We start from the raw sequence: 17,538 nt of genomic DNA on the forward strand, positions 1-17,538 counted from the left end.
GGTCTCTCAGGCCGCCCAGGGCCAGTCGGCGTCCCGGGATGCCTCGATCAGCGGCACCATCCGGAAAGCCGCGTCCGACAGGCCTCCGAAGGTGTGCCGATTCCCGGTGCCCGACGGGCCGTGGCCCGCCCGGTATCCGGCGAGGTTCCAGGTGTAGACCGGCACGTCGGCCGGGACCTGCTCGGTCGGGTCACCCCGGTGGTGGTGCGTGTACTGCTCGTCGGTGACGATCAGCACCCGGTCGTGCTTGCGGTAGTGCCGGCGCACCGCCTCGGTGGTGTCGGTGCCGCCCAGGTCGCCGAAGCGGTCCAGGATCTTCAGCACCGACTCGCCCTCGCGGAACTTCACGCGGTCGCTCGTCGAGCCGAACTCGACCAGGTCCGCGCGCTCCGCCCGAAGCGCGAGCGCCGTGCCGAAGATCGCGGCGGCGTCTGCCCGGTTGAGCTCGGAGCGGTCGGACAGCCGCGACCAGAACATCGAGCCCGAGCGGTCCACGAGCACCAGCGTCCGGCCGGGCAGCGCGGGCACGTTGGCCAGCGAGTGGCCGAGCGCCCGCTCCAGCGCGTACGACCAGCGCAACGACGGCGCGTGCTGGTACGCGGCCAGGTACCGGAAGGGGAACTGCCGCGAGCGCGCGACCTCCGCCGGGTCGCTGATCCGCGCGGCGACCCGCTCGGCCACCTCGTCGGACACCCCGGCCTCGTCGAAGTTCCGCAGGTTGCGCACGAGCGCCATGGTGCCCATGGACGGGATCACGGCCTCCCAGGCCGCCTTGTCCATCGGCCCCTGGAGCCAGCCCGCCAGCGTCTCCCACGTCATCCCGGCCTCGGCCAGCCGCTCGGCACCGCCCTCGGCGGTCACGACCGCGCGCCGCTTGGCCACCGGCAGCGCCATCAGCTCGCGGTGCGCGGTGAGGACGCGGTCCGACGCGGGCGGCACCGCGGTGTCGGGGTGGTGCCGTCGGTCGAGGGCGTACCGGAACAGCTCGCCCTGCCAGGGCTTGTCCGGGTCCGGCGCGGCGTGCACGAGGTTGAGGACGTCGCCGAAGCGGTAGCCCTTGGAGGCGGTGTCGTACTTCAGCAGGGACTTGCCGTGGTAGAGACGGCGTACGGCGTCGGCGATGCCGCGCTTGACCGGCTTGGGCACGTTGCGGCCGTAGGTCGCGGTCCAGTAGGCGAGCAGTTCGCCGGGCTCGTCGGGCCGCTGGAGCACGGAGTCCACGACCTGCCGGTTGGACGGGCCGTCGGTCGCGCCCGCGTCCAGGCGGGCCTTGACGTACTCGGCGGCGCCGACGACGGAGGCCGTGCGCAGGTTGCCCTCACCGCGCAGCCAGCCGAGCAGGCCGGCCGTCCACGCCGGGTCGGTGACGGCGAGTTCGCGCACGAGCTTCGCGAAGCGGTCGTCGCGGTCGGCGCCGGTCTCGTAGAAGGTCTGCTGCGACACGAAGTTCGACACCGCGAGCAGAAAGAGCTCCGAGCGGGCGTCGCGCTCACGGCCACGGCCGCCCTCGTAGGTGCGCAGCACACGCCCGGTGGAGGTCACACGGGAGACGGGACGCGCCCGCGCCGCCTTGCTGTTGAATCGCGCCATGATGAATTCCCCCGAATTCTTTACAGGTTCCCGAATTCTCTTCAGGTATCCGAGGGAAGCGCGCATGAGAGAGGTGAGTGCCCGAGAACAGAAGTCGGCGACGGACTTATCCGGATGCTCTGCCGATTGAGCTACAGCGACCCGAAGTCGCTGACGGGACTCGAACCCGCAACATTCCGATCAAATGAAGTAACCGTTGCCTGCGCACCGGGCACCCACCCCATGCTGCGCCTCCCGAGATCAAGTCGGCGGCGGCGTCGGATTCTTTGGAAGAGAAGTAGCCGCTGCCATCGCACCGGGAGGTGCGTGACGTTGTGATCTCACTGTAGGAGGCGCGGTACAGGACCTGCGAGCGAATTAATTACCGCTTCTGCCGCTTCCAAGGACCGGTGATGGCGAGCAGGATGCCCGGGTCCTGGATGTTGGCGTAAAGGGTCTTGCCGTCGGGCGAGAAGGTGACACCGGCGAACTCGCTGTACTCCGGCTCCTCTTCGGTGCCGACGTTCAGGTCGTTGCGGGCGATCGGGTACGTGCGGCCGCTCTCGGTGGCGCCGAAGAGGTGCGAGACGCCCTCGCCGTCCTCGGCCAGGACGATGCCGCCGTACGGGGAGACGGTGATGTTGTCGGGGCCGTCGAACGCGCCGTCCTTGGACGGGTCGGGGTTCACACCGAGCAGGACCTTCAACGTCAGCGTCCGGCGCTTGGGGTCGTAGAACCAGACCTGGCCGTCGTGCTGGACGGGGCTCTCCTCGCGGGCGTACGAGGAGACGATGTAAGCGCCGCCGTCGCCCCACCACATGCCCTCCAGCTTGCGGGCGCGGGTGACCTCCCCGTCATCGAACTGCTTGCGCACGGGCGTGGTACGGGCGTCACGGTCGGGTACGTCCACCCAGTCGACGCCGTAGACGGTGCCGGTCTTCGTGGCCCGGGACAGGTCGTCGACGAACCGGCCGCCGGAGTCGTAGCACTTGGGCGCCTGCAGGACGCCGGCGTCGTCGGCGAGCTCGCGGAACTTGCCGGGGCCGTACGCGAAGCCCTTGGGCGGGGTCCAGCGGTAGAAGAGGCCGTTGGGCTCGTCGTCGTCCTCGGTGAGGTAGGCGTGGCCGCGCCTGGGGTCGATGACGACGGCCTCGTGGTCGTAACGGCCGAAGAACTTCAGCGGCTTGGGGTTCCGGTTGGCGCGCCGGTCGCTCGGGTCGACCTCGAACACGTAACCGTGGTCCTTGGTCATGCCGTTGACGCCGGCCCTGTCGGAGTTCTCCTCGCAGGTGAGCCAGGTGCCCCACGGCGTGCTGCCGCCGGCGCAGTTGGTGGAGGTGCCCGCGATGCCGACCCACTCCGCGACCCGTCCGTCGGGGCGTACCTCGACGACCGTGCAGCCACCGGCCGCGGCCGGGTCGTAGACGAGGCCCTCGGTGAGCGGCACCGGGTACTTCCAGTTGGCGCGCGGGCCCTTCAGCTCGTGGTTGTTGACGAGCAGGGTGGTGCCGCGGGGGCCGTCGAAGGTGGCGGTGCCGTCGTGGTTGGACGGCGTGAACTCACCGGACTCCAGCTTCGTCTTGCCGCTGTAGGTGATGATCCGGTACGTGAACCCGGCGGGCAGGGCGAGGATCCCCTTGGGGTCGGGGACGAGCGGCCCGTAGCCCACTGAGTGCCGGGCGTCCGCCGCGCCCTCCGCACTGTCGGTGTCGTAGGACGCGAGGGCGTTCGGCGCGGTGGCGAGGGCGCCGACGCTGCCTGCCAGCGCGACACCGGCACCGGTGATCGCGGAGGTTCTGGCGAAGTCCCTGCGGGTGAGCGACATGGGTGTCTCCTGTGACGGTGGGTATGCCGTGGAGGGTGGCGGACCTCATTCGCGGACACCGTCCCGCTCACGCATGAACGCCGGTTGAACAACGCCCTAAGGGGCGCGAGGAACTGCGCGACCAGCCACACTCGACCCGTACCCGCCGCGCAGGCTCAGCCCCCCTGCTGCGACCGCGCCTTGAAGGCCGCCTTCCGCGCTTCCTTCGCAACCTTCTTGTCCGGATGCAGCCGCCCCATCGCCTCCAGCACATCGGCCGTAGCGGGATGATCAACCCGCCACACAGCCTCAAAAAAACCACCGTTCTGCTGGGCGAGCCCCTCAACCAGTGCCCGCAACTCCTCGGAATTGCCCTCCGCAGCCAGCTGCGCGGCCACCGTGTCGATGGTCAGCCAGTACACCATCACCTCCGACGGCGCAGGCACATCCGCCGCACCATGCTCGGTGAGCCAGACCCGGGCGAGACCACCCAACTCGGCATCGTCGAGGACTTCCCGCAGCGCCGGCTCGGCCGCGGCACCCACCAGGGACAGCGCCTGCTGACACCGCAACCGCCGCAGCGGCGCCCCGGCATCCGTGCCCCGCGCCGCCGCCAGCAACTCCCGTGCCGCGTCGAGCGATTCCCGACGCTCCAGCCACTGCTCGGTCTCGGCCTGTGCCGCACCCGGCGGGAACGCGGCCGTGCCGTCGAGCAGCGCGTCGGCTCCCTTGTCCGCGAGGTCCCCGACGGCCGGCGCCTCGAACCCGGCCTCCAGCAGCCGGGCCCGCAGGCCGTAGAGCCCGAGCGGGGTGAGCCGGACCATGCCGTACCGGGAGACGTCGGTGTCGTCGACGGGCGCCGTGGGCTCCTCGTCGGCCTCGGCCATGAGCGCCTCGTCCACGGGCTGGTACGCCACGAGCCCCACCGGCTCCAGCATCCGGAACTGGTCGTCCAGCCGCATCATCGCGTCGGACACCTGCTCCAGGACGTCGTTGGTCGGCTCGCCCATGTCGCTGGGCACGATCACCGAGGCGGCCAGTGCGGGCAGCGGCACCGGAGCAGCGGCGGGCGTGTCCTCGCCGGCGGTCAGCAGGTAGAGGTTGCCGAGCACGCCGTCGAGGAACTCGGCCTCGGCCTCCGGGTCCCAGTCGAGGGCGGAGAGGTCGACCTCGCCGTCCTCGGCCACGAGACCGTCCAGGTCGGGCACGCTCGCGTCGGCGAGCACCGTCTCCAGGGCCGCGAGCCACACCGCGAGCACGTCCTGCGGCGAACCGCCGGTGAGCAGCGCCAGGTCCTCGCCCGCGGTGACGGTGCCCTCCTCCTCGTCGACGATCTCGACGAGCCCGGTGTCCACGGCCACCCGCCACGCCTCACTGGCGTCGGCGGCGGCGTCGTCCCCGCTCAGTCCGAGCACCTCGGCGGCCGCGGGCAACTGCTCGTCGACGAGCCCGCCCCCGGCGTCGACCCGGGTCTGCGGCCCGGTCCAGCGGGCCAGCCGGGCGGCCCGGGACAGCAACGGCGTGGACAGCGCGTCGCGCGCCAGCTCCGCTTCGGGGTGCAGCCGCACCGGCGGCAGGGGGGAGCTGTCTGACATCGGCTGTTTCTCCTAGCGGCGCCTCATACGACTCAGCCGCTCAGCCTAGACGGATTTACACCCATGCCGCCTACTTCATGTACCCGTCAGGGACTGTACATGGCCGAAACCTTGACAAGTGACCTGAGCAGGCTGGAGATTGACGCGCGTAGAAGTCGGCGGACACTTGTTCACCGGGCCGGCCCCACCAGGCCCCCGTCCGCCGTCGGCTACGCGCGTCACACCGCCCGCCCCACAGGTTGCGGCAGACAGTCCACGCACCACCCTCGTCCCGGCGCTCTGTCACGTCCCCGGAGGGATTCCCGTTGCCGAGCAAGTCGTCCGCGCGCCTCGCCGCGCTCACCGTCGCCGCCGTGTGCTCCGCGGCATCCACGATCGTCCTCACCACCCCGGCCCACGCGGACTCGGTCCGCATCCACGACATCCAGGGCAGCACCCGGATATCCCCGTACGCCGGCAAGCAGGTCACGGACGTGACCGGAATCGTCACCGGCATCCGGACCTACGGCTCGTCCCGCGGCTTCTGGATCCAGGACCCGAACCCGGACGCCGACCCCGCGACGAGCGAGGGCGTCTTCGTCTTCACCAGCTCGACGCCGAAGGGAGTCGCGGTCGGCGACTCCGTCAAGGTCAGCGGCACGGTCTCGGAGTACGTCCCCGGCGGCACGACCTCCGGCAACCAGTCCCTGACGGAGATCACCAAGCCGACGACAACGGTCGTCTCCAGCGGCAACCGGCTCCCCGCCGCCGCGACGATCGACGCACGGTCGGTCCCCGCCGCCTACGCGCCGGCCGGCGACACCACGGCGAACGGCTCGATCAACGCCCTCCCCCTCAAGCCCTCGACGTACGCCCTGGACCACTACGAGGCCCTGGAGGGCATGACCGTCCGCGTCACCGACACCCGTGTCGTGGGCGCCACCGACCCGTACACCGAACTCTGGGTGACGGTGAAGCCGCACGAGAACCGCAACCGCCACGGCGGCACGGTCTACGGCTCCTACGACGCCCAGAACACCGGCCGCCTCCAGATCCAGTCCCTCGGCTCGACGGCCGACTTCCCGAAGGCGAACGTCGGCGACACCCTCGCCGGCACGACGGCGGGTCCGCTGGACTACAACCAGTTCGGCGGCTACACCCTGGTCGCGAGCGAACTCGGCACGCTCAAGACGGCGGGCCTGAAGCGCGAGACGACGCGCAAGCAGCGCTCCTCGGAACTCGCGGTCGCCACCTACAACGTCGAGAACCTCGACCCGACCGACGACACCTTCGCCGAGCACGCGTCCGCGATCGTGAACAACCTGAAGTCGCCGGACATCGTGTCCCTGGAGGAGATCCAGGACAACAACGGCGCGAAGAACGACGGTACGGTCGCCGCCGACCAGACCATGACGAAGCTGATCGACGCGATCGTCGCGGCCGGCGGCCCGAAGTACGACTGGCGCTCCATCGACCCGGCCGACAGCGCCGACGGCGGTGAGCCCGGCGGCAACATCCGCCAGGCGTTCCTGTTCAACCCGGAGCGGGTCTCCTTCCAGGACCGCGCGGGCGGTGACGCCACGACGGCGACCGGCGTGACGAAGATCCGCGGCAAGGCGCACCTGACGCTCAGCCCCGGCCGCATCGCCCCCGCCGACGAGGCCTGGAAGAACAGCCGCAAGCCGCTGGCCGGCGAGTTCGTCTTCCGCGGCCGCACGGTCTTCGTGATCGCCAACCACTTCAACTCCAAGGGCGGCGACCAGGGCCTGACCTCCCAGTACCAGCCGCCGGCCCGCGGCTCCGAGACCCAGCGCCACCAGCAGGCCACCCTGGTGAACGGCTTCGTCAAGGACATCCTCGACACCCAGAAGAACGCGGACGTCATCGCCCTGGGCGACATCAACGACTTCGAGTTCTCCCGCACCACCAGCGTCCTCGAAGGGCGGGGCGAACTCTGGTCGGCGATCAAATCGCTCCCCCGCAGCGAGCGTTACTCGTACGTCTACCAGGGCAACAGCCAGGTCCTCGACCAGATCCTGATCAGCCCGTCGATCCGCCGCGACTGCGACTTCGAGTACGACAGCGTGCACGTCAACGCGGAGTTCAACGACCAGATCAGCGACCACGACCCGCAGGTCCTGCGCTTCCGCCCCTAACCCCCTGGGCCAAGGGCCGGCTGGACCAAGGCGTCCAGCCGGCCCCGCGGCACCGCACTCACCCGGGCACGAGCCCCAGGGCATGCCGGTACCGGCTCCCGCTCACTCCCGTCACCCCCGGGGACGTCCGCACCCGCTCCCACGTGTCGGTCGCGGGCGCCGCCAAGGCCTCGTCATAGGCCTGGTCGCTCTCCCACTCGGCGTAGTTCAGCACGTGCCCGCCATCGGTACTCAGATGGAAATGGGCGGAGACCAGCCCGGCGTGCCCTTCGGGATCGTCGCCCAGGGCTTTGACCACGAGATCGACCCACTCCTCCCGCCGCTCCCCGGCCCCCTCCTCGAAGTCGATCCGCACGGTGACGATCAGCCCCGGCACCCGCACGTCCCCGACGGCCCGGTCCCGGCTGCGGTACCGCCGGTACCGCGCGAGCCCCAACCGCTCGATCTCCGGCACGGCGGTGTCGATCTCGTCGACCCGCTCCTGCCGATGAGCTTTGACGAAGGCCTCGTACGCCTGCTCGTCGCTCCACTGCGAGTAGTGCATCAGCGTGGAGCCGTCGTGCCCCGCGTACACGTGGTACCGCAGCAGATCACCGGTGGGCCACGGCCGCCGCTCCCACGTCCGCCCGATCGCCTCCACGGTCTGCCGTTGCCGCTCGGGGGTGCCGACCCGCCAGGTACTGAAGAAGAGAGCGCCTGGCCGGGGGTCGGTGAGGTCGGGGTGCTGTTCGATTCGACGGCTCATTGAACACTCCAGTCGTATGCGCCGGTTGCCTGCGCATCCCACCTTTCAACCTCGACCAAGCTTGAGGTCAAGTGAGGGGTGCCGCGCAGCTCGGCGCTTCCAGGTGCTCAATGTCGGTGCTGGGGCCGGGTGGGTCCGCAGCCCGGCGTGGCGGGGTACCGCTGCGCCCACCCGTGCCGCCCTTGGCGGCACGACTGCCCGCGGCTGAGCGGCCCCGGCCCACCACCAACGCGCAGGCGCAACCGTCTCGCACCCCACCCCACCCCGCTCAGCGATGCCAGCGATGCCCGCGAGACCAGTGATGCACGTGCTGCCGCCGCCGCAACACCCCGACAGCCACCACCGCAGCCCCCGCAGCCGCCCCGGCAACCAGCACCGGCCCCGGATGCCGCATCCCGGCCCGGACGACACCGCGCACCGGCCGAGGCCCCGCATGCGTCGCCTTGTCGTGCACCGTATGCCCGGCCTGCGCGGCGCTGCTCCGCAACTGCACGGTCATCGCCCCGGCCTTGTCCCGCAGATCGGCCGCCCGCGCCCGCGCACGCCCCTTCACATCCGTTTTCCCGGCCAACTCCTCGACCGTGTTCCCGAGTTCACTACGAGTCCGCTCGATCTGCTGGCGCAGCTCATCGGGCCCCTTGGCCCCACCTTTCGCGTCCGTCATCGATGCGCCCTTTCCTTGATCTCCTCCACGTCCGCCCTGACACTGCCGAGCGCCTCCGCAGGCGTGGGAGGCGTGGCCCGGCGCAACTGCCCCCGGCCGGCAGCGGCCAGCACGGCCGCGATCACGAACAGCACCCCCGTCACGATGAGCGCAGCGGCCCAGACGGGCAGCACCAGCGAGAGGGCGGCGACCCCTGTCCCGGCCAGCGCGAGCAGCCCCGCGTAGGCGACGGCACCCGCCGCACCGAGCAGCCCACCGCCGCGCCCCGCACGCCGCCCCTTCTCGGCCAGCTCTTCCTTCGCGAGAGCCACTTCCTGCCGCACGAGCCGGGAGGCCTGCTCCGCGGCCTGTGAGACGAGCTCACCCACGGAGTGGTGCTCGTCGTGCACGGCCCGATGATCGATGGTCCCGGTCACGGTGTTCCGCCTCCTCTCGAAGTAGGAACCCCCGAGTACCCGGCCCACCCCCGGCTACCCCACCCCCGAATCCCGGCCCGGCCACCACCGCACAGTCCGGCCATCCCCGTACAGCCCGGCCACCCCACACAGCCCGGCCTCGCCAACCGCTCCGTGCCAACCCCTCCACCCCGGCCCCGGCTATCCCGCCGCCCCACCCCCACCACGCTCACCGAGCCGCGCCAGCTGGGCCTGAAACCAGTCGAGCCGCGCCTGCAACAACGCGGCCTCCGCGACAAGTTCGGGCACACCCAGCCCCTCGGCCCCCTCCAGCCCCGCCGGCGCCGTACCACCGCCGGCGACGACCCGCAACCTGTCCCCCGCCAGCCGCGCGAACCCGGCAAGCGACAAGGACGGCCGCCCCCGCAGACACCCCCCACAACAGGGCACCAAGGCCCGCCACCCCGGACGCCCCCAGCCGGCCTCGCCCAGCGCAGCGGCTCCGGCACCGCACGCACACGCCCCCACGGTCATGACCCGCACCCGCTGCCGGGCATACCGGAACCCGCGCTCGAAGCGGATGTAGACCCCGAGAACGGAGACCTCCAACAGCACGGCAGCCCGGTGCTCGGCCGTGCACAGCAACGCCTGGGCCGCCTCGCGGTCATGCACGCAGTGGAACCCGCAGTCGCAGCGCCGATGCGGCGCCCGGTGCCGCAGCCCGTACACGCACGACGCCTCCGCCACCACCCCGTACGGCAGCGCGCCGCCCAGCGACACACCGGTGAACCCGGCCCGGGTGCCGTCCTGGGACAGCACCGGGTGGGCGATCTTGTATCCGGTCGGCGGCTCCGTCGGACGCTCCGTCGGAAGCCGCAGCCTCATCGGGCGACCGGCACCTCGTCCAGCGTGGACTCCTCGGCTTCCCGGAGTCCCTCGACTTCCTGGAGTCCCTGGAGCTCAGGGAGTTCGATCTCCTCGTCCCGGACCTGCGGCTGCTCCTCCGCGACCCCGGTGGCCAGTGCCTTGCCCAGCTTCATGACGCCTCCATGAAATGCCGTCGCCGACCGTCCTGGCCATGGTGACCCATAAGACCCTGGTTTGGACATAGGGCACTCCACCGGCACAACCGGAAAGCATCCCTTACGAATACCAGGTAGAAGAATTAACTGGAGCTACACAATCGTGCTGCCGACACTACTCATATGACGACCCCCTTCGGCCGCGCCCTGTGCGCCATGATCACCCCGTTCACGACGTCCGGAACACTGGACCTCGACGGCGCCCAACGCCTCGCCGCCCACCTGGTCGCACAGGGCTGCGACGGCCTCGTCCTGTCCGGCACGACCGGAGAGTCGCCGACCACCACGGACGCCGAGAAGTCGACCCTGATCGCAGCCGTCCGCGAGGCCGTGGCCGACCGGGCGTCGATCGTCGCGGGCATCGGCACGCCCGACACCCGCCACACCCTCGACCTCGCCCGGGAGGCCGAAAAGGCAGGCGCGGACGGCCTGTTAGTGGTGGCCCCGTACTACAGCAGACCCCCGCAGGACGCGATCGAGGCCTACTTCCGCGAGATCGCCGACGCCAGTGAACTCCCGCTCATGCTCTACGACATCCCGATCCGCACCGGCATCCGAGTCGAACCGGAGACGATCCTCCGCCTCTCCGCACACCCCAGGATCGTCGCGGTCAAGGACTGCTCCTACGACTTCCTGGCCGCCCAGAAGGTGCTGGCCCGCACGGACCTGGCGTACTACGCGGGCTGCGACGAGCACAACCTCGCCCTGTACGCGGTGGGCGGGGCCGGTTACGTCAGCACGGTGTCGAACGTGATCCCGGACCGGCTGCGAGCCGTGCTGGACGCGTTCGACGCGGGCGACACGACTCAGGCGGCCCGCCTCCAGCAGGAGGCCACCCCCCTCATCGAGGCGATCATGTCGGCAGGCCTCCCGGGCACGGTGACGACGAAGGCGCTCCTCACCGCCCTGGACCTCCCCGCGGGCCCGGTCCGCGCCCCTCTGCGGCCTGCCGACGCCAAGACGACCGACGGACTGCTGTCGCTCCACAAGACCCTGACCACCACCTGAGCAGGCCCGGCTCAAGGCCTGCCCACCGACCTCCTCACCGCTGCGCGATCACCCGTTGGTCGGGGCTCTGGCTGTAGGTCGTGGCCACGAGCTTCGTGCCGTCGGGCGAGAACTCCACGCCCGCCACCGGACGGTCGACCGGGATCCACCGCTTGACCTCGCCGCTCACGAGGTCGAGCAGCCCGATGCGCCGGACGGGCAGGTCCCGTTCCAGGACGGCTGCGGTCTCCAGCCGGGGGCGACGGCGACGTACGACCACCGGTCGGCCTTCTCGTACCTCTTCGTCCTGGGATTCAGCAGCCAGTACGTGCGCTCGGACACGGCACGGTCGGCGGACCGCTCGACGTTCCTGGAGGTGTAGTACGCGGCCAGGGCGACCCGGCCGGCCGCGATCACATCACGCGGCGGCGACTGACCCGGACGGGCGGTGACGCTGGTCTGCTCCACGCCGCCCGAGGGACGTACGTCCTGCTTGCCGGAGTCCAGCATCGGCACGGCCACGGCCACTGCGACCACGGCGGCGGCCGTCGCGGCGGCGCAGGCGAGCCGGCGGCTGCTGCGGCGGCGGACCGCCAGGACGCGGTCGGCGAAGCCGGGTGCCGCGGGCGGCTGCCCCTCGGCCTGGTCGCGCAGCGCGTCGCGCACGAGTTCGTCGACGTTCACTGACGCACCTCCACGGGCGAGTAGTCACGGGACGGCCGCTGTTCGTCGGCGGCCGGGCCCAGGGCGGCCAGCTCGGGCGCGAGGGCGCGCAGCCGGGCCAGGGAGCGATGGGTGGCGGACCGTACGGTGCCGACGGAGCAGCCCAGGATGCGGGCCACCTCGGTTTCGGGCAGATCCTCGAAGATGGGGCCCCCGCTCGAGCGAAGCCGAGAGTGGGGGAGCAGGACCAGTACCGTGCGCTGCCGAGCGGTCAGCCGGGCCAGCGCGCCCCGCATCACCAGACGCAGCTCGGCCGCACCGGAGGCGTCCGGGGCGGTGCCGGTCTCCGGCGGTTCGGCGACGCTCAGTTCACGCCTCGGCCACTTCAGCTGCCAGCGGCTGACCTGCTGGCGATAGAGGATCTGCCGGACGTACGCCTCGGGTTCGTCGATCCGGTGCCAGCGGCCCGCCGCCTTGATCAGCGCGTTCTGGAGCAGGTCCTCGCCCGCGTGCCGATCGCCGCCGCTCAGCAGGACCGCGGTCTTCAGCAGCGCGGACGACCTGTTCGCCACGAATTCCCGGAAGCTCTCCTGCACTTCGGCATCCATCGTCACCTTCGCTTTCCCCCGGAGCGAACCCGCTGCCCGCCCCCGTACCCCTTGTGACGCGCGCGGGAGCCTCCCGCTATGCCATCTGCCGGACACGAAAAACAGGCCGGGGCCCGTACCGCGAGTGTGTGCGGTACGGGCCCCGGCCCGTCGATGTGCCGGCTCAGTTCCAGGCGTACCCGTCGCCGAACAGCAGGGTGTGCTCCAGCACGTCCTCCGCCGGGTCGTCGACCTGGCCGACGTTGATCAGCCCCACCCGGTGGCCGTTGTGCGAGCCCGTGTTGGTCTCGTCGGCGTGCGCGGCCCCCGCCGGAAGCCAGCACACCACCAGCGCCGTGACCGCCCCGGCCAGACAGCGCGCTACGGCCCGCCCCCGCTCGTTCCTCATGCCTCGGTCCTCGTTTCGTCGGTTCGGCTTGATGATCGGACACGACGTCCGCCCGTTCATCGGACTCTGCGCCCACCCGTTCATCTGCAAAAACCACCACGAGGTCACGCCGGGTAACTCGTACGTGGCCCTGTTCGGGCGCTCGGGGACGGCCGACGCCGATCAGTTGTGGCTGTTCTGAATCATGAGCAGGTCAGACGATCAACCCGCCTCAGGGGCCGTTTCGGGGCCGTCATCGGTGCTCTCTTGGTCCCGAAAGACGCGATCCACGGCGGCCCGGGTGCGCGCCTCACTGTTCGGCATCAGGTGCGTGTACGTGCGGAGCGTGAAGCTCGGGTCGTGGTGGCCCAGGTACTCGCTCAGGGCCTTGATGCTCTCTCCCGCGTCCAGGAGCACGGAGGCGTAGAAGTGACGGAGGGCATGCATGCCGTTCTCGCGTCCGAGGGGTATGCCGGCCGAAGTGAGAGCCGGGCGCCATACGGACCGGTTGAAGCGGAACCGGTGCAGCCATTGACGCCGAGCGTTGACGAACAGCAGCGAGGCCGTGACGGGCGGGCCGTCCGGGCTCTTCCACGGCAGGGTGACCGCTACCGGCTCGTGCTTCGTGATGTGGGCCGCCAGCGCGAAGGAGACTGTCTCGGGCAGCGGTACGTGACGTTCCTTGCCGCCCTTCGGCGGACCGAAGATCGCTTGCACGCCGCGTATGAGCTTGACCTGGCGGACTACGTGAACCGTGCCGCTGAGGAAGTCGATGTCCTCAACGGCGAGGCCGAAGATCTCTCCCTGTCGGAGCCCACAGCCTGCCCCCAGGGAAACCATCTCCTGGTAGGCGTCCGGCAGCGCCTCGTGCATGGCCATGACGCGATCGAGGGACCACGGCTTGACCTTCCGGCCGTCGAGGGAGGGCGCCCGGACAGAACGGGCCCGGCACGGGTTCTCCGCAATGATCCGGTCCTCCACGGCAGCCGTGAAGACGGCCGACACGTTGGCGAAGATCGACCGTCGGTAGGACGCCGCGCGCCCCGTCTCCTCCAGCTGTCGCATCCATGCCCGCAGGTGCGAGGGCCGGAAGGACGCCATGGGCCGATCGCCGAGGTACGGAAGGGCGTGGACCCTGAGACGAATCTCGACGCTCTCACGGGTCACCGGGTCGATGGTCAGCGCCGCCATCCATTCCTTGGCGTACTGCGCGAAGGTCACCGAGCCCGCAGCCGGGTCGATGTACCGCCCCTGGGACATGTCCGCTTCGATGTTGGACAGCCAGGCTTCGGCCTTGCGCTTCTGCTTGTCCGGGAAGCTCTTCGACTTCTCCGAGCCGTCCGGCGCGATGTACCGGGCGCGGTAGCGGTGGCCGACGCCAAAACGGTCGGTCTTGACCCTGACAGTCTTGCCGTCCGGGCCGGGGAGGGCCTTGTACCAGCGATCCTGAACATGTCCGGCCATCAGGCAGCAGCCCCTTCCATGCGGGACTTGACCCATGCCTGTACGTCCTGCGGGTCGAACCTGAGATGCCGACCGACCCTGAAGCCGCGGGGCCCTATGTGCTTTCTCCGCCACTGGTAGACGGTCTCGACGCTGGGCAGCTCGAAGAGCTGGACCAGGTCCTCAGGTGTGAGATACCGATCGGGCAGCCGGGTCGGCATGGTCACCACTCCCTTTCATCTGGCAGCGCGGCGAGCGCTTCGCGGGCGGTTTCGCGGTTGAGCTGGAGGTCGCGGGCGATGGTGGCGGCGAGGGCGGATTCGCCGGGGGTGTGGCCGTGCCCGGCGTACTGCCAGTCGGCCAGGACCAGGACGGTGTCGGGCTCGCGGTCCTCGAGGCCGAGGGCGGCGTGTTCCTGGGCGGCGCGGTAGTCGGCGCGTGCCTGGCGGAGGGCGCCGAGGGTGGTGGAGTACCGGCGGGACTTGGAGGAGAAGTGGCCCCGGAAGCCGAGCATGTGAGCCCAGGCCCACAGGCGCCGGTCCGGGTAGAGCGGGTCGAGCTGCTTGCAGGCCTCGATGAGGCGGCGGGTGTGGTCCGGGACCTGGTGGCGGTCGAGCTCGGCGAGTTCGCCGATGCGGCGGTCCAGGGTGCCGGTGTTCTCGGCGGCCTTGGTGGCGTACTTGGCCACGTACGAGGCGACCGCCTGCTCGGTGATCTGGGAGCCGTCGCCGAAGGCCTTCACGGGCCGGACGTCGAGCTGGGTGCCCCAGCGGAAGGTACGGGCCGGTTGGTCCTCAGCGGCCGGGACGGAGACGGACGTGTAGGAGTGCGCGGCAGCTGCACGGATCGAGTCGGCGAGGAGATCGACCGTCGCCCAGGAGGGCGGGGCCGTCTCGGGTCCGTCGGGGCCGTCGATGCGGATCACTGCGTGGAAGTGCAGGGCGCCGCGCTTTTGGAACTCGGCGACCTTGCCGTATGAGAGACGGGCACACTCCTTCAGCTCGCGCTGGGTGATGCCGGCGCGGGCGGCGATCTCGCGGCGGAGCCGGTTGGTGAAGCGCTGCCAGAGCTGCCCGGCGTGGTTGTTGAACAGCACCGCGCCCGCGTAGTCATACGTCGCCGGGTCCAGGGCCGTTCCCAGGTCAGGGTCATCGGCGCCGTGGCGGATACCGCAGCGGCAGAGGCCATGGTCGGGCCGGTTGTGGACCCGACCGAAGGAGGGGGCGGTGAGGGTGGCGAAGACGCGCGGGTGGTCGCGGACGGTGGCGGGGATGTCGCGTCGGTCGTCGCCAGCCAGGCCCGCGCGGATGAGGTGGTAGGTGTCGCCCGCGTACGTCCAGGCGCAGGACGGGCAGCGCGAAGCGCGTCGGTTGCCGCAGGCGACACGCAGACGGCCGCCCGGCTCGTTGGCGGTGGAGTAGTGGTGCAGGGTCTCGCCGGTGGTCTTGTCCTTGGCAAGGGTCCAGCCGGTCAGGTGGATAGGGTCGGCGCAGCCGCCGGTGCGGCGGATCTGCTCGTGCCAGCGGTCGAAGTCGGATGCCGAAGCCACCCTCAGCAGGTCGCCGAGGGTGGTCGGATCGAGCAGGTCAGGCACGCGCACCCTCCCGGACGCGGCGGGCGGGGACGGTGCCCAGGCCGTCGCAGGCCGGGCAGTTGGCGGTGATGATGCGCAGGTGGCCGTGCCGGTCGCGGCCGCCGGTGGTGATAGCGGCGGAGGCGAAACCGTCGCAGTCGGGGCAGATACGGGGCGCGGGTGCGGTGGGGTCGGTCATGCTGGGGCTTCCTTCCGGTTGTGAGATCGGACAGGGGCGCGGCTCCCGGGCGGCGGAGACTTGGCGGTTGAGGCCGCCCGGGAGCCGGTCAGCGGCGCTTGGCGTCGGCGTTGACCAGGGAGCGGATCACCAGGGCGCAGATGGCGAGCGAGGCGCCGGTGACGGCGACCGCCAGGAGCATGGAGACCAGGACGGCGCCGACGACCAGGACCACGGCGGTGCCGCCGCCGACGAGGGCGAGGGCGGTGCCGGGGGTGAGCTGCACCGTCGGCCGGGACGGCGCGGGGGCCGGGGCCACCGGGGCGGGCGGCGTGGTCTGAGCGGCCGGGACGATGGTGGTCGGCTCGACCACGGCAGGCGGGCTGACCTGGCCGGTCGGCGTGGGCATGGTCGGGATCTTCGGACGGAACATCAGCGGTTCTCCCTTCGGCTACTTGATGAAGGTGTCGATGGCGGGGGCCAGGACGCTGTCGGCGAGGAGGAAGCCGCCGAGCAGCAGGACGGCGATGAGCCAGGCGGGCGGGCGGATGAGCTTGACGCCGAGGTAGCCGACGACGAGCAGGGCGAGCCAGAGCGGTACTTCCATGGCGGAGGGCCTCCTAGCGGATGCGGCAGCGGTGGGTGCGGGCGGCGAGCTGGGCGGCGGACTGGCTGGAGTAGTCGGAGGACCAGCCGCAGCGGTCGGCGGTGCACACGGCGGCGTGCTTGGTGTGGCCGTTGCGGTCGCGGTGGGTGCCGATCTGCACCGGGCCGATGCGCATCACGGAGTGGAAGTGGTCGCGGGCGGGCATGTCAGTCGGTCTCCTCTCGGGTCAGGGCCGGGTCGGGGAAGGCGGCGCGGATACCGGCGGCGGTGGCCGGGTCGGCGGTGCGGCGTGCGGCTTCCTCGGCGAGCAGGTGCGCGAGGAGGGGCCGGTTCGCGGCGGCCATCTCGCGGGCGGCGTCGAGGTGGTCGGCGGCGGTCAGGTCGGCCGGGTCACTGGTCATGGCGTATCTCCCGTCGATGTCAGGCGAGTTGGGCGGCGATGGCGTCGGCGAGCTGGGGTGGGACGCCGAGGCGGGCGCGCAGGGTGTCGGTGTCGATCGGCGTACCGGTACGGGCACGGTGGTCGTCGGCGACCTTGCGGGCGTGGTCGACCAGCGCGGCCGGGACCGGCACAGCCGGAGCAGCGGCGACCGGGGCAGGCTCGGCCGGGGCAGGCTCGGCAGCCGGAAGGGCCGGGGTGTCGACAGCCGGAATCGGCTCGGGCTCAGGTTCCGTCTCAGCAACCGGCTCAGGATCCGGCTCGGTAACCGGGGCTGCGGGCGCCGGCGGATCCGGCACCCGGTCCACGGCGGACTTGGGTGCGTGGGCGAGAAGCGTGCCGCCGAGGAAGGCGAGGGCGGGCCACCCGGCGACGCCGAGCCGGAGCAGAGCGGGCGGGTGTTCCAGGTCCAGGAACCCGGCAGTGGCGACGTTGGCGCCGAGAGAGGCGAACAGAGCGACGATGAACCAGCACCAGGCCAACCGGGACGGGCCATCGACACGGAGCCGCCGCCAGGAGGCGACCAGGAGCAGGTCGACACTGACCGGGTAAGCCCATGCCTTCCAACCCGTCTGTCCAGCAGCGGCGGCCAGGTCGTGCAGGTGGGCGAAGGACAGGGCTCCGGCGATCACGGCCTGAACCAGGACGGCATCGGGGCGGATCGAGCGGGTCATGTCGTCACCT

General features: G+C 71.0%; 22 protein-coding genes and 1 pseudogene. 3 read left to right on the forward strand and 20 right to left on the reverse strand.

All coding sequences use genetic code 11. The features are described 5' to 3' along the window. Positions 1–6: 6 nt before the first annotated feature. The 3 genes from PV963_RS10840 to PV963_RS10850 all read right to left on the reverse strand — a co-directional run bounded on the left by PV963_RS10840 (position 7) and on the right by PV963_RS10850 (position 4,968). Positions 7–1,590, reverse strand: coding sequence for a TROVE domain-containing protein (locus PV963_RS10840; RefSeq protein ID WP_274815435.1), 1,584 nt, complete (start codon positions 1,588–1,590; stop codon positions 7–9). A 361-nt stretch (positions 1,591–1,951) separates the two neighbouring features. Next, positions 1,952–3,394: an alkaline phosphatase PhoX gene (locus tag PV963_RS10845; protein ID WP_274815436.1), complete on the reverse strand. Its 1,443-nt coding sequence runs from the start codon at positions 3,392–3,394 to the stop codon at positions 1,952–1,954. A gap of 155 nt (positions 3,395–3,549) precedes the next feature. Next, the gene (locus tag PV963_RS10850) at positions 3,550–4,968 is read right to left on the reverse strand and encodes a hypothetical protein (protein ID WP_274815437.1); all 1,419 of its coding nucleotides are present in this window, start codon (positions 4,966–4,968) and stop codon (positions 3,550–3,552) included. 305 nt (positions 4,969–5,273) lie between these two features. On the opposite strand from PV963_RS10850, the gene PV963_RS10855 reads away from it, so the two are divergent. Continuing rightward, a complete protein-coding gene (locus PV963_RS10855; protein ID WP_274815438.1) occupies positions 5,274–7,103 on the forward strand; it encodes an endonuclease/exonuclease/phosphatase family protein in 1,830 nt (609 codons plus the stop codon). Between the two features lie 58 nt (positions 7,104–7,161). On the opposite strand, the gene PV963_RS10860 is transcribed toward PV963_RS10855, so the two are convergent. The 5 genes from PV963_RS10860 to PV963_RS10880 form a co-directional block, all read right to left on the reverse strand. Next, on the reverse strand, positions 7,162–7,848 hold the full coding sequence (locus PV963_RS10860; RefSeq protein ID WP_274815439.1) for an antibiotic biosynthesis monooxygenase: 687 nt from the start codon (positions 7,846–7,848) through the stop codon (positions 7,162–7,164). 268 nt (positions 7,849–8,116) lie between these two features. Then, complete coding sequence (locus PV963_RS10865) at positions 8,117–8,512, reverse strand: DUF3618 domain-containing protein (protein WP_274815440.1); 396 nt, start codon at positions 8,510–8,512, stop codon at positions 8,117–8,119. Next, positions 8,509–8,928: a phage holin family protein gene (locus PV963_RS10870; protein WP_274815441.1), complete on the reverse strand. Its 420-nt coding sequence runs from the start codon at positions 8,926–8,928 to the stop codon at positions 8,509–8,511. The genes PV963_RS10865 and PV963_RS10870 overlap by 4 nt, the downstream gene beginning before the upstream one ends. A gap of 180 nt (positions 8,929–9,108) precedes the next feature. After that, positions 9,109–9,792, reverse strand: a complete 684-nt coding sequence (locus PV963_RS10875) for a hypothetical protein (protein WP_274815442.1) — start codon at positions 9,790–9,792, stop codon at positions 9,109–9,111. Next, a complete protein-coding gene (locus PV963_RS10880; protein WP_274815443.1) occupies positions 9,789–9,947 on the reverse strand; it encodes a hypothetical protein in 159 nt (52 codons plus the stop codon). The genes PV963_RS10875 and PV963_RS10880 overlap by 4 nt, the downstream gene beginning before the upstream one ends. 165 nt (positions 9,948–10,112) lie before the next feature. Here PV963_RS10880 and dapA point away from each other — a divergent pair, with 165 nt between their 5' ends. Continuing rightward, positions 10,113–10,997: a 4-hydroxy-tetrahydrodipicolinate synthase gene (gene dapA / locus PV963_RS10885; protein ID WP_274815444.1), complete on the forward strand. Its 885-nt coding sequence runs from the start codon at positions 10,113–10,115 to the stop codon at positions 10,995–10,997. Between the two features lie 49 nt (positions 10,998–11,046). On the opposite strand, the pseudogene PV963_RS10890 reads toward dapA, so the two are convergent. The 3 genes and pseudogenes from PV963_RS10890 to PV963_RS10900 form a co-directional block, all read right to left on the reverse strand. Next, positions 11,047–11,660 (reverse strand): annotated as a pseudogene (locus PV963_RS10890) (WD40 repeat domain-containing protein); the annotation flags it as partial. Beyond that, positions 11,657–12,247 carry a SigE family RNA polymerase sigma factor gene (locus tag PV963_RS10895; RefSeq protein WP_274815445.1) on the reverse strand — a complete coding sequence of 197 codons (591 nt, stop codon included), beginning with the start codon at positions 12,245–12,247 and terminating at the stop codon, positions 11,657–11,659. The pseudogene PV963_RS10890 and the gene PV963_RS10895, both read right to left, overlap by 4 nt. A 163-nt stretch (positions 12,248–12,410) precedes the next feature. Then, on the reverse strand, positions 12,411–12,635 hold the full coding sequence (locus PV963_RS10900; RefSeq protein WP_274815446.1) for a hypothetical protein: 225 nt from the start codon (positions 12,633–12,635) through the stop codon (positions 12,411–12,413). A gap of 31 nt (positions 12,636–12,666) precedes the next feature. Between PV963_RS10900 and PV963_RS10905 the strand changes: the two genes are divergently transcribed. Beyond that, positions 12,667–12,816, forward strand: coding sequence for a hypothetical protein (locus PV963_RS10905; protein WP_274815447.1), 150 nt, complete (start codon positions 12,667–12,669; stop codon positions 12,814–12,816). A gap of 20 nt (positions 12,817–12,836) precedes the next feature. Here PV963_RS10905 and PV963_RS10910 read toward each other — a convergent pair whose 3' ends face one another. The 9 genes from PV963_RS10910 to PV963_RS10950 all read right to left on the reverse strand — a co-directional run bounded on the left by PV963_RS10910 (position 12,837) and on the right by PV963_RS10950 (position 17,528). After that, complete coding sequence (locus PV963_RS10910) at positions 12,837–14,078, reverse strand: tyrosine-type recombinase/integrase (RefSeq protein ID WP_274815448.1); 1,242 nt, start codon at positions 14,076–14,078, stop codon at positions 12,837–12,839. Continuing rightward, complete coding sequence (locus PV963_RS10915; protein ID WP_053670795.1) at positions 14,078–14,278, reverse strand: helix-turn-helix transcriptional regulator; 201 nt, start codon at positions 14,276–14,278, stop codon at positions 14,078–14,080. The genes PV963_RS10910 and PV963_RS10915 overlap by 1 nt, the downstream gene beginning before the upstream one ends. Before the next feature lie 2 nt (positions 14,279–14,280). After that, positions 14,281–15,651 (reverse strand): replication initiator protein RepSA, encoded by a 1,371-nt coding sequence (gene repSA / locus PV963_RS10920; protein ID WP_274815449.1) that lies wholly within the window; start codon positions 15,649–15,651, stop codon positions 14,281–14,283. Beyond that, positions 15,644–15,829, reverse strand: a complete 186-nt coding sequence (locus tag PV963_RS10925) for a hypothetical protein (protein WP_274815450.1) — start codon at positions 15,827–15,829, stop codon at positions 15,644–15,646. Before PV963_RS10925 ends, repSA begins: the two co-directional genes overlap by 8 nt. An 88-nt stretch (positions 15,830–15,917) precedes the next feature. After that, a complete protein-coding gene (locus PV963_RS10930) occupies positions 15,918–16,241 on the reverse strand; it encodes a SpdD-like protein (protein WP_274815451.1) in 324 nt (107 codons plus the stop codon). 18 nt (positions 16,242–16,259) lie between these two features. After that, a complete protein-coding gene (locus PV963_RS10935) occupies positions 16,260–16,415 on the reverse strand; it encodes a hypothetical protein (RefSeq protein WP_104779910.1) in 156 nt (51 codons plus the stop codon). Positions 16,416–16,428: 13 nt separating this feature from the next. Next, a complete protein-coding gene (locus PV963_RS10940; protein WP_274815452.1) occupies positions 16,429–16,620 on the reverse strand; it encodes a mobile element transfer protein in 192 nt (63 codons plus the stop codon). A gap of 1 nt (position 16,621) precedes the next feature. Beyond that, positions 16,622–16,816, reverse strand: coding sequence for a hypothetical protein (locus tag PV963_RS10945; protein ID WP_274815453.1), 195 nt, complete (start codon positions 16,814–16,816; stop codon positions 16,622–16,624). Positions 16,817–16,835: 19 nt separating this feature from the next. Beyond that, the gene (locus PV963_RS10950) at positions 16,836–17,528 is read right to left on the reverse strand and encodes a DUF2637 domain-containing protein (RefSeq protein WP_274815454.1); all 693 of its coding nucleotides are present in this window, start codon (positions 17,526–17,528) and stop codon (positions 16,836–16,838) included. Positions 17,529–17,538: the final 10 nt, after the last annotated feature.

The organism is Streptomyces coeruleorubidus, from assembly GCF_028885415.1.
In the GTDB taxonomy this organism is placed as follows: Bacteria; Actinomycetota; Actinomycetes; order Streptomycetales; family Streptomycetaceae; genus Streptomyces; species Streptomyces coeruleorubidus_A.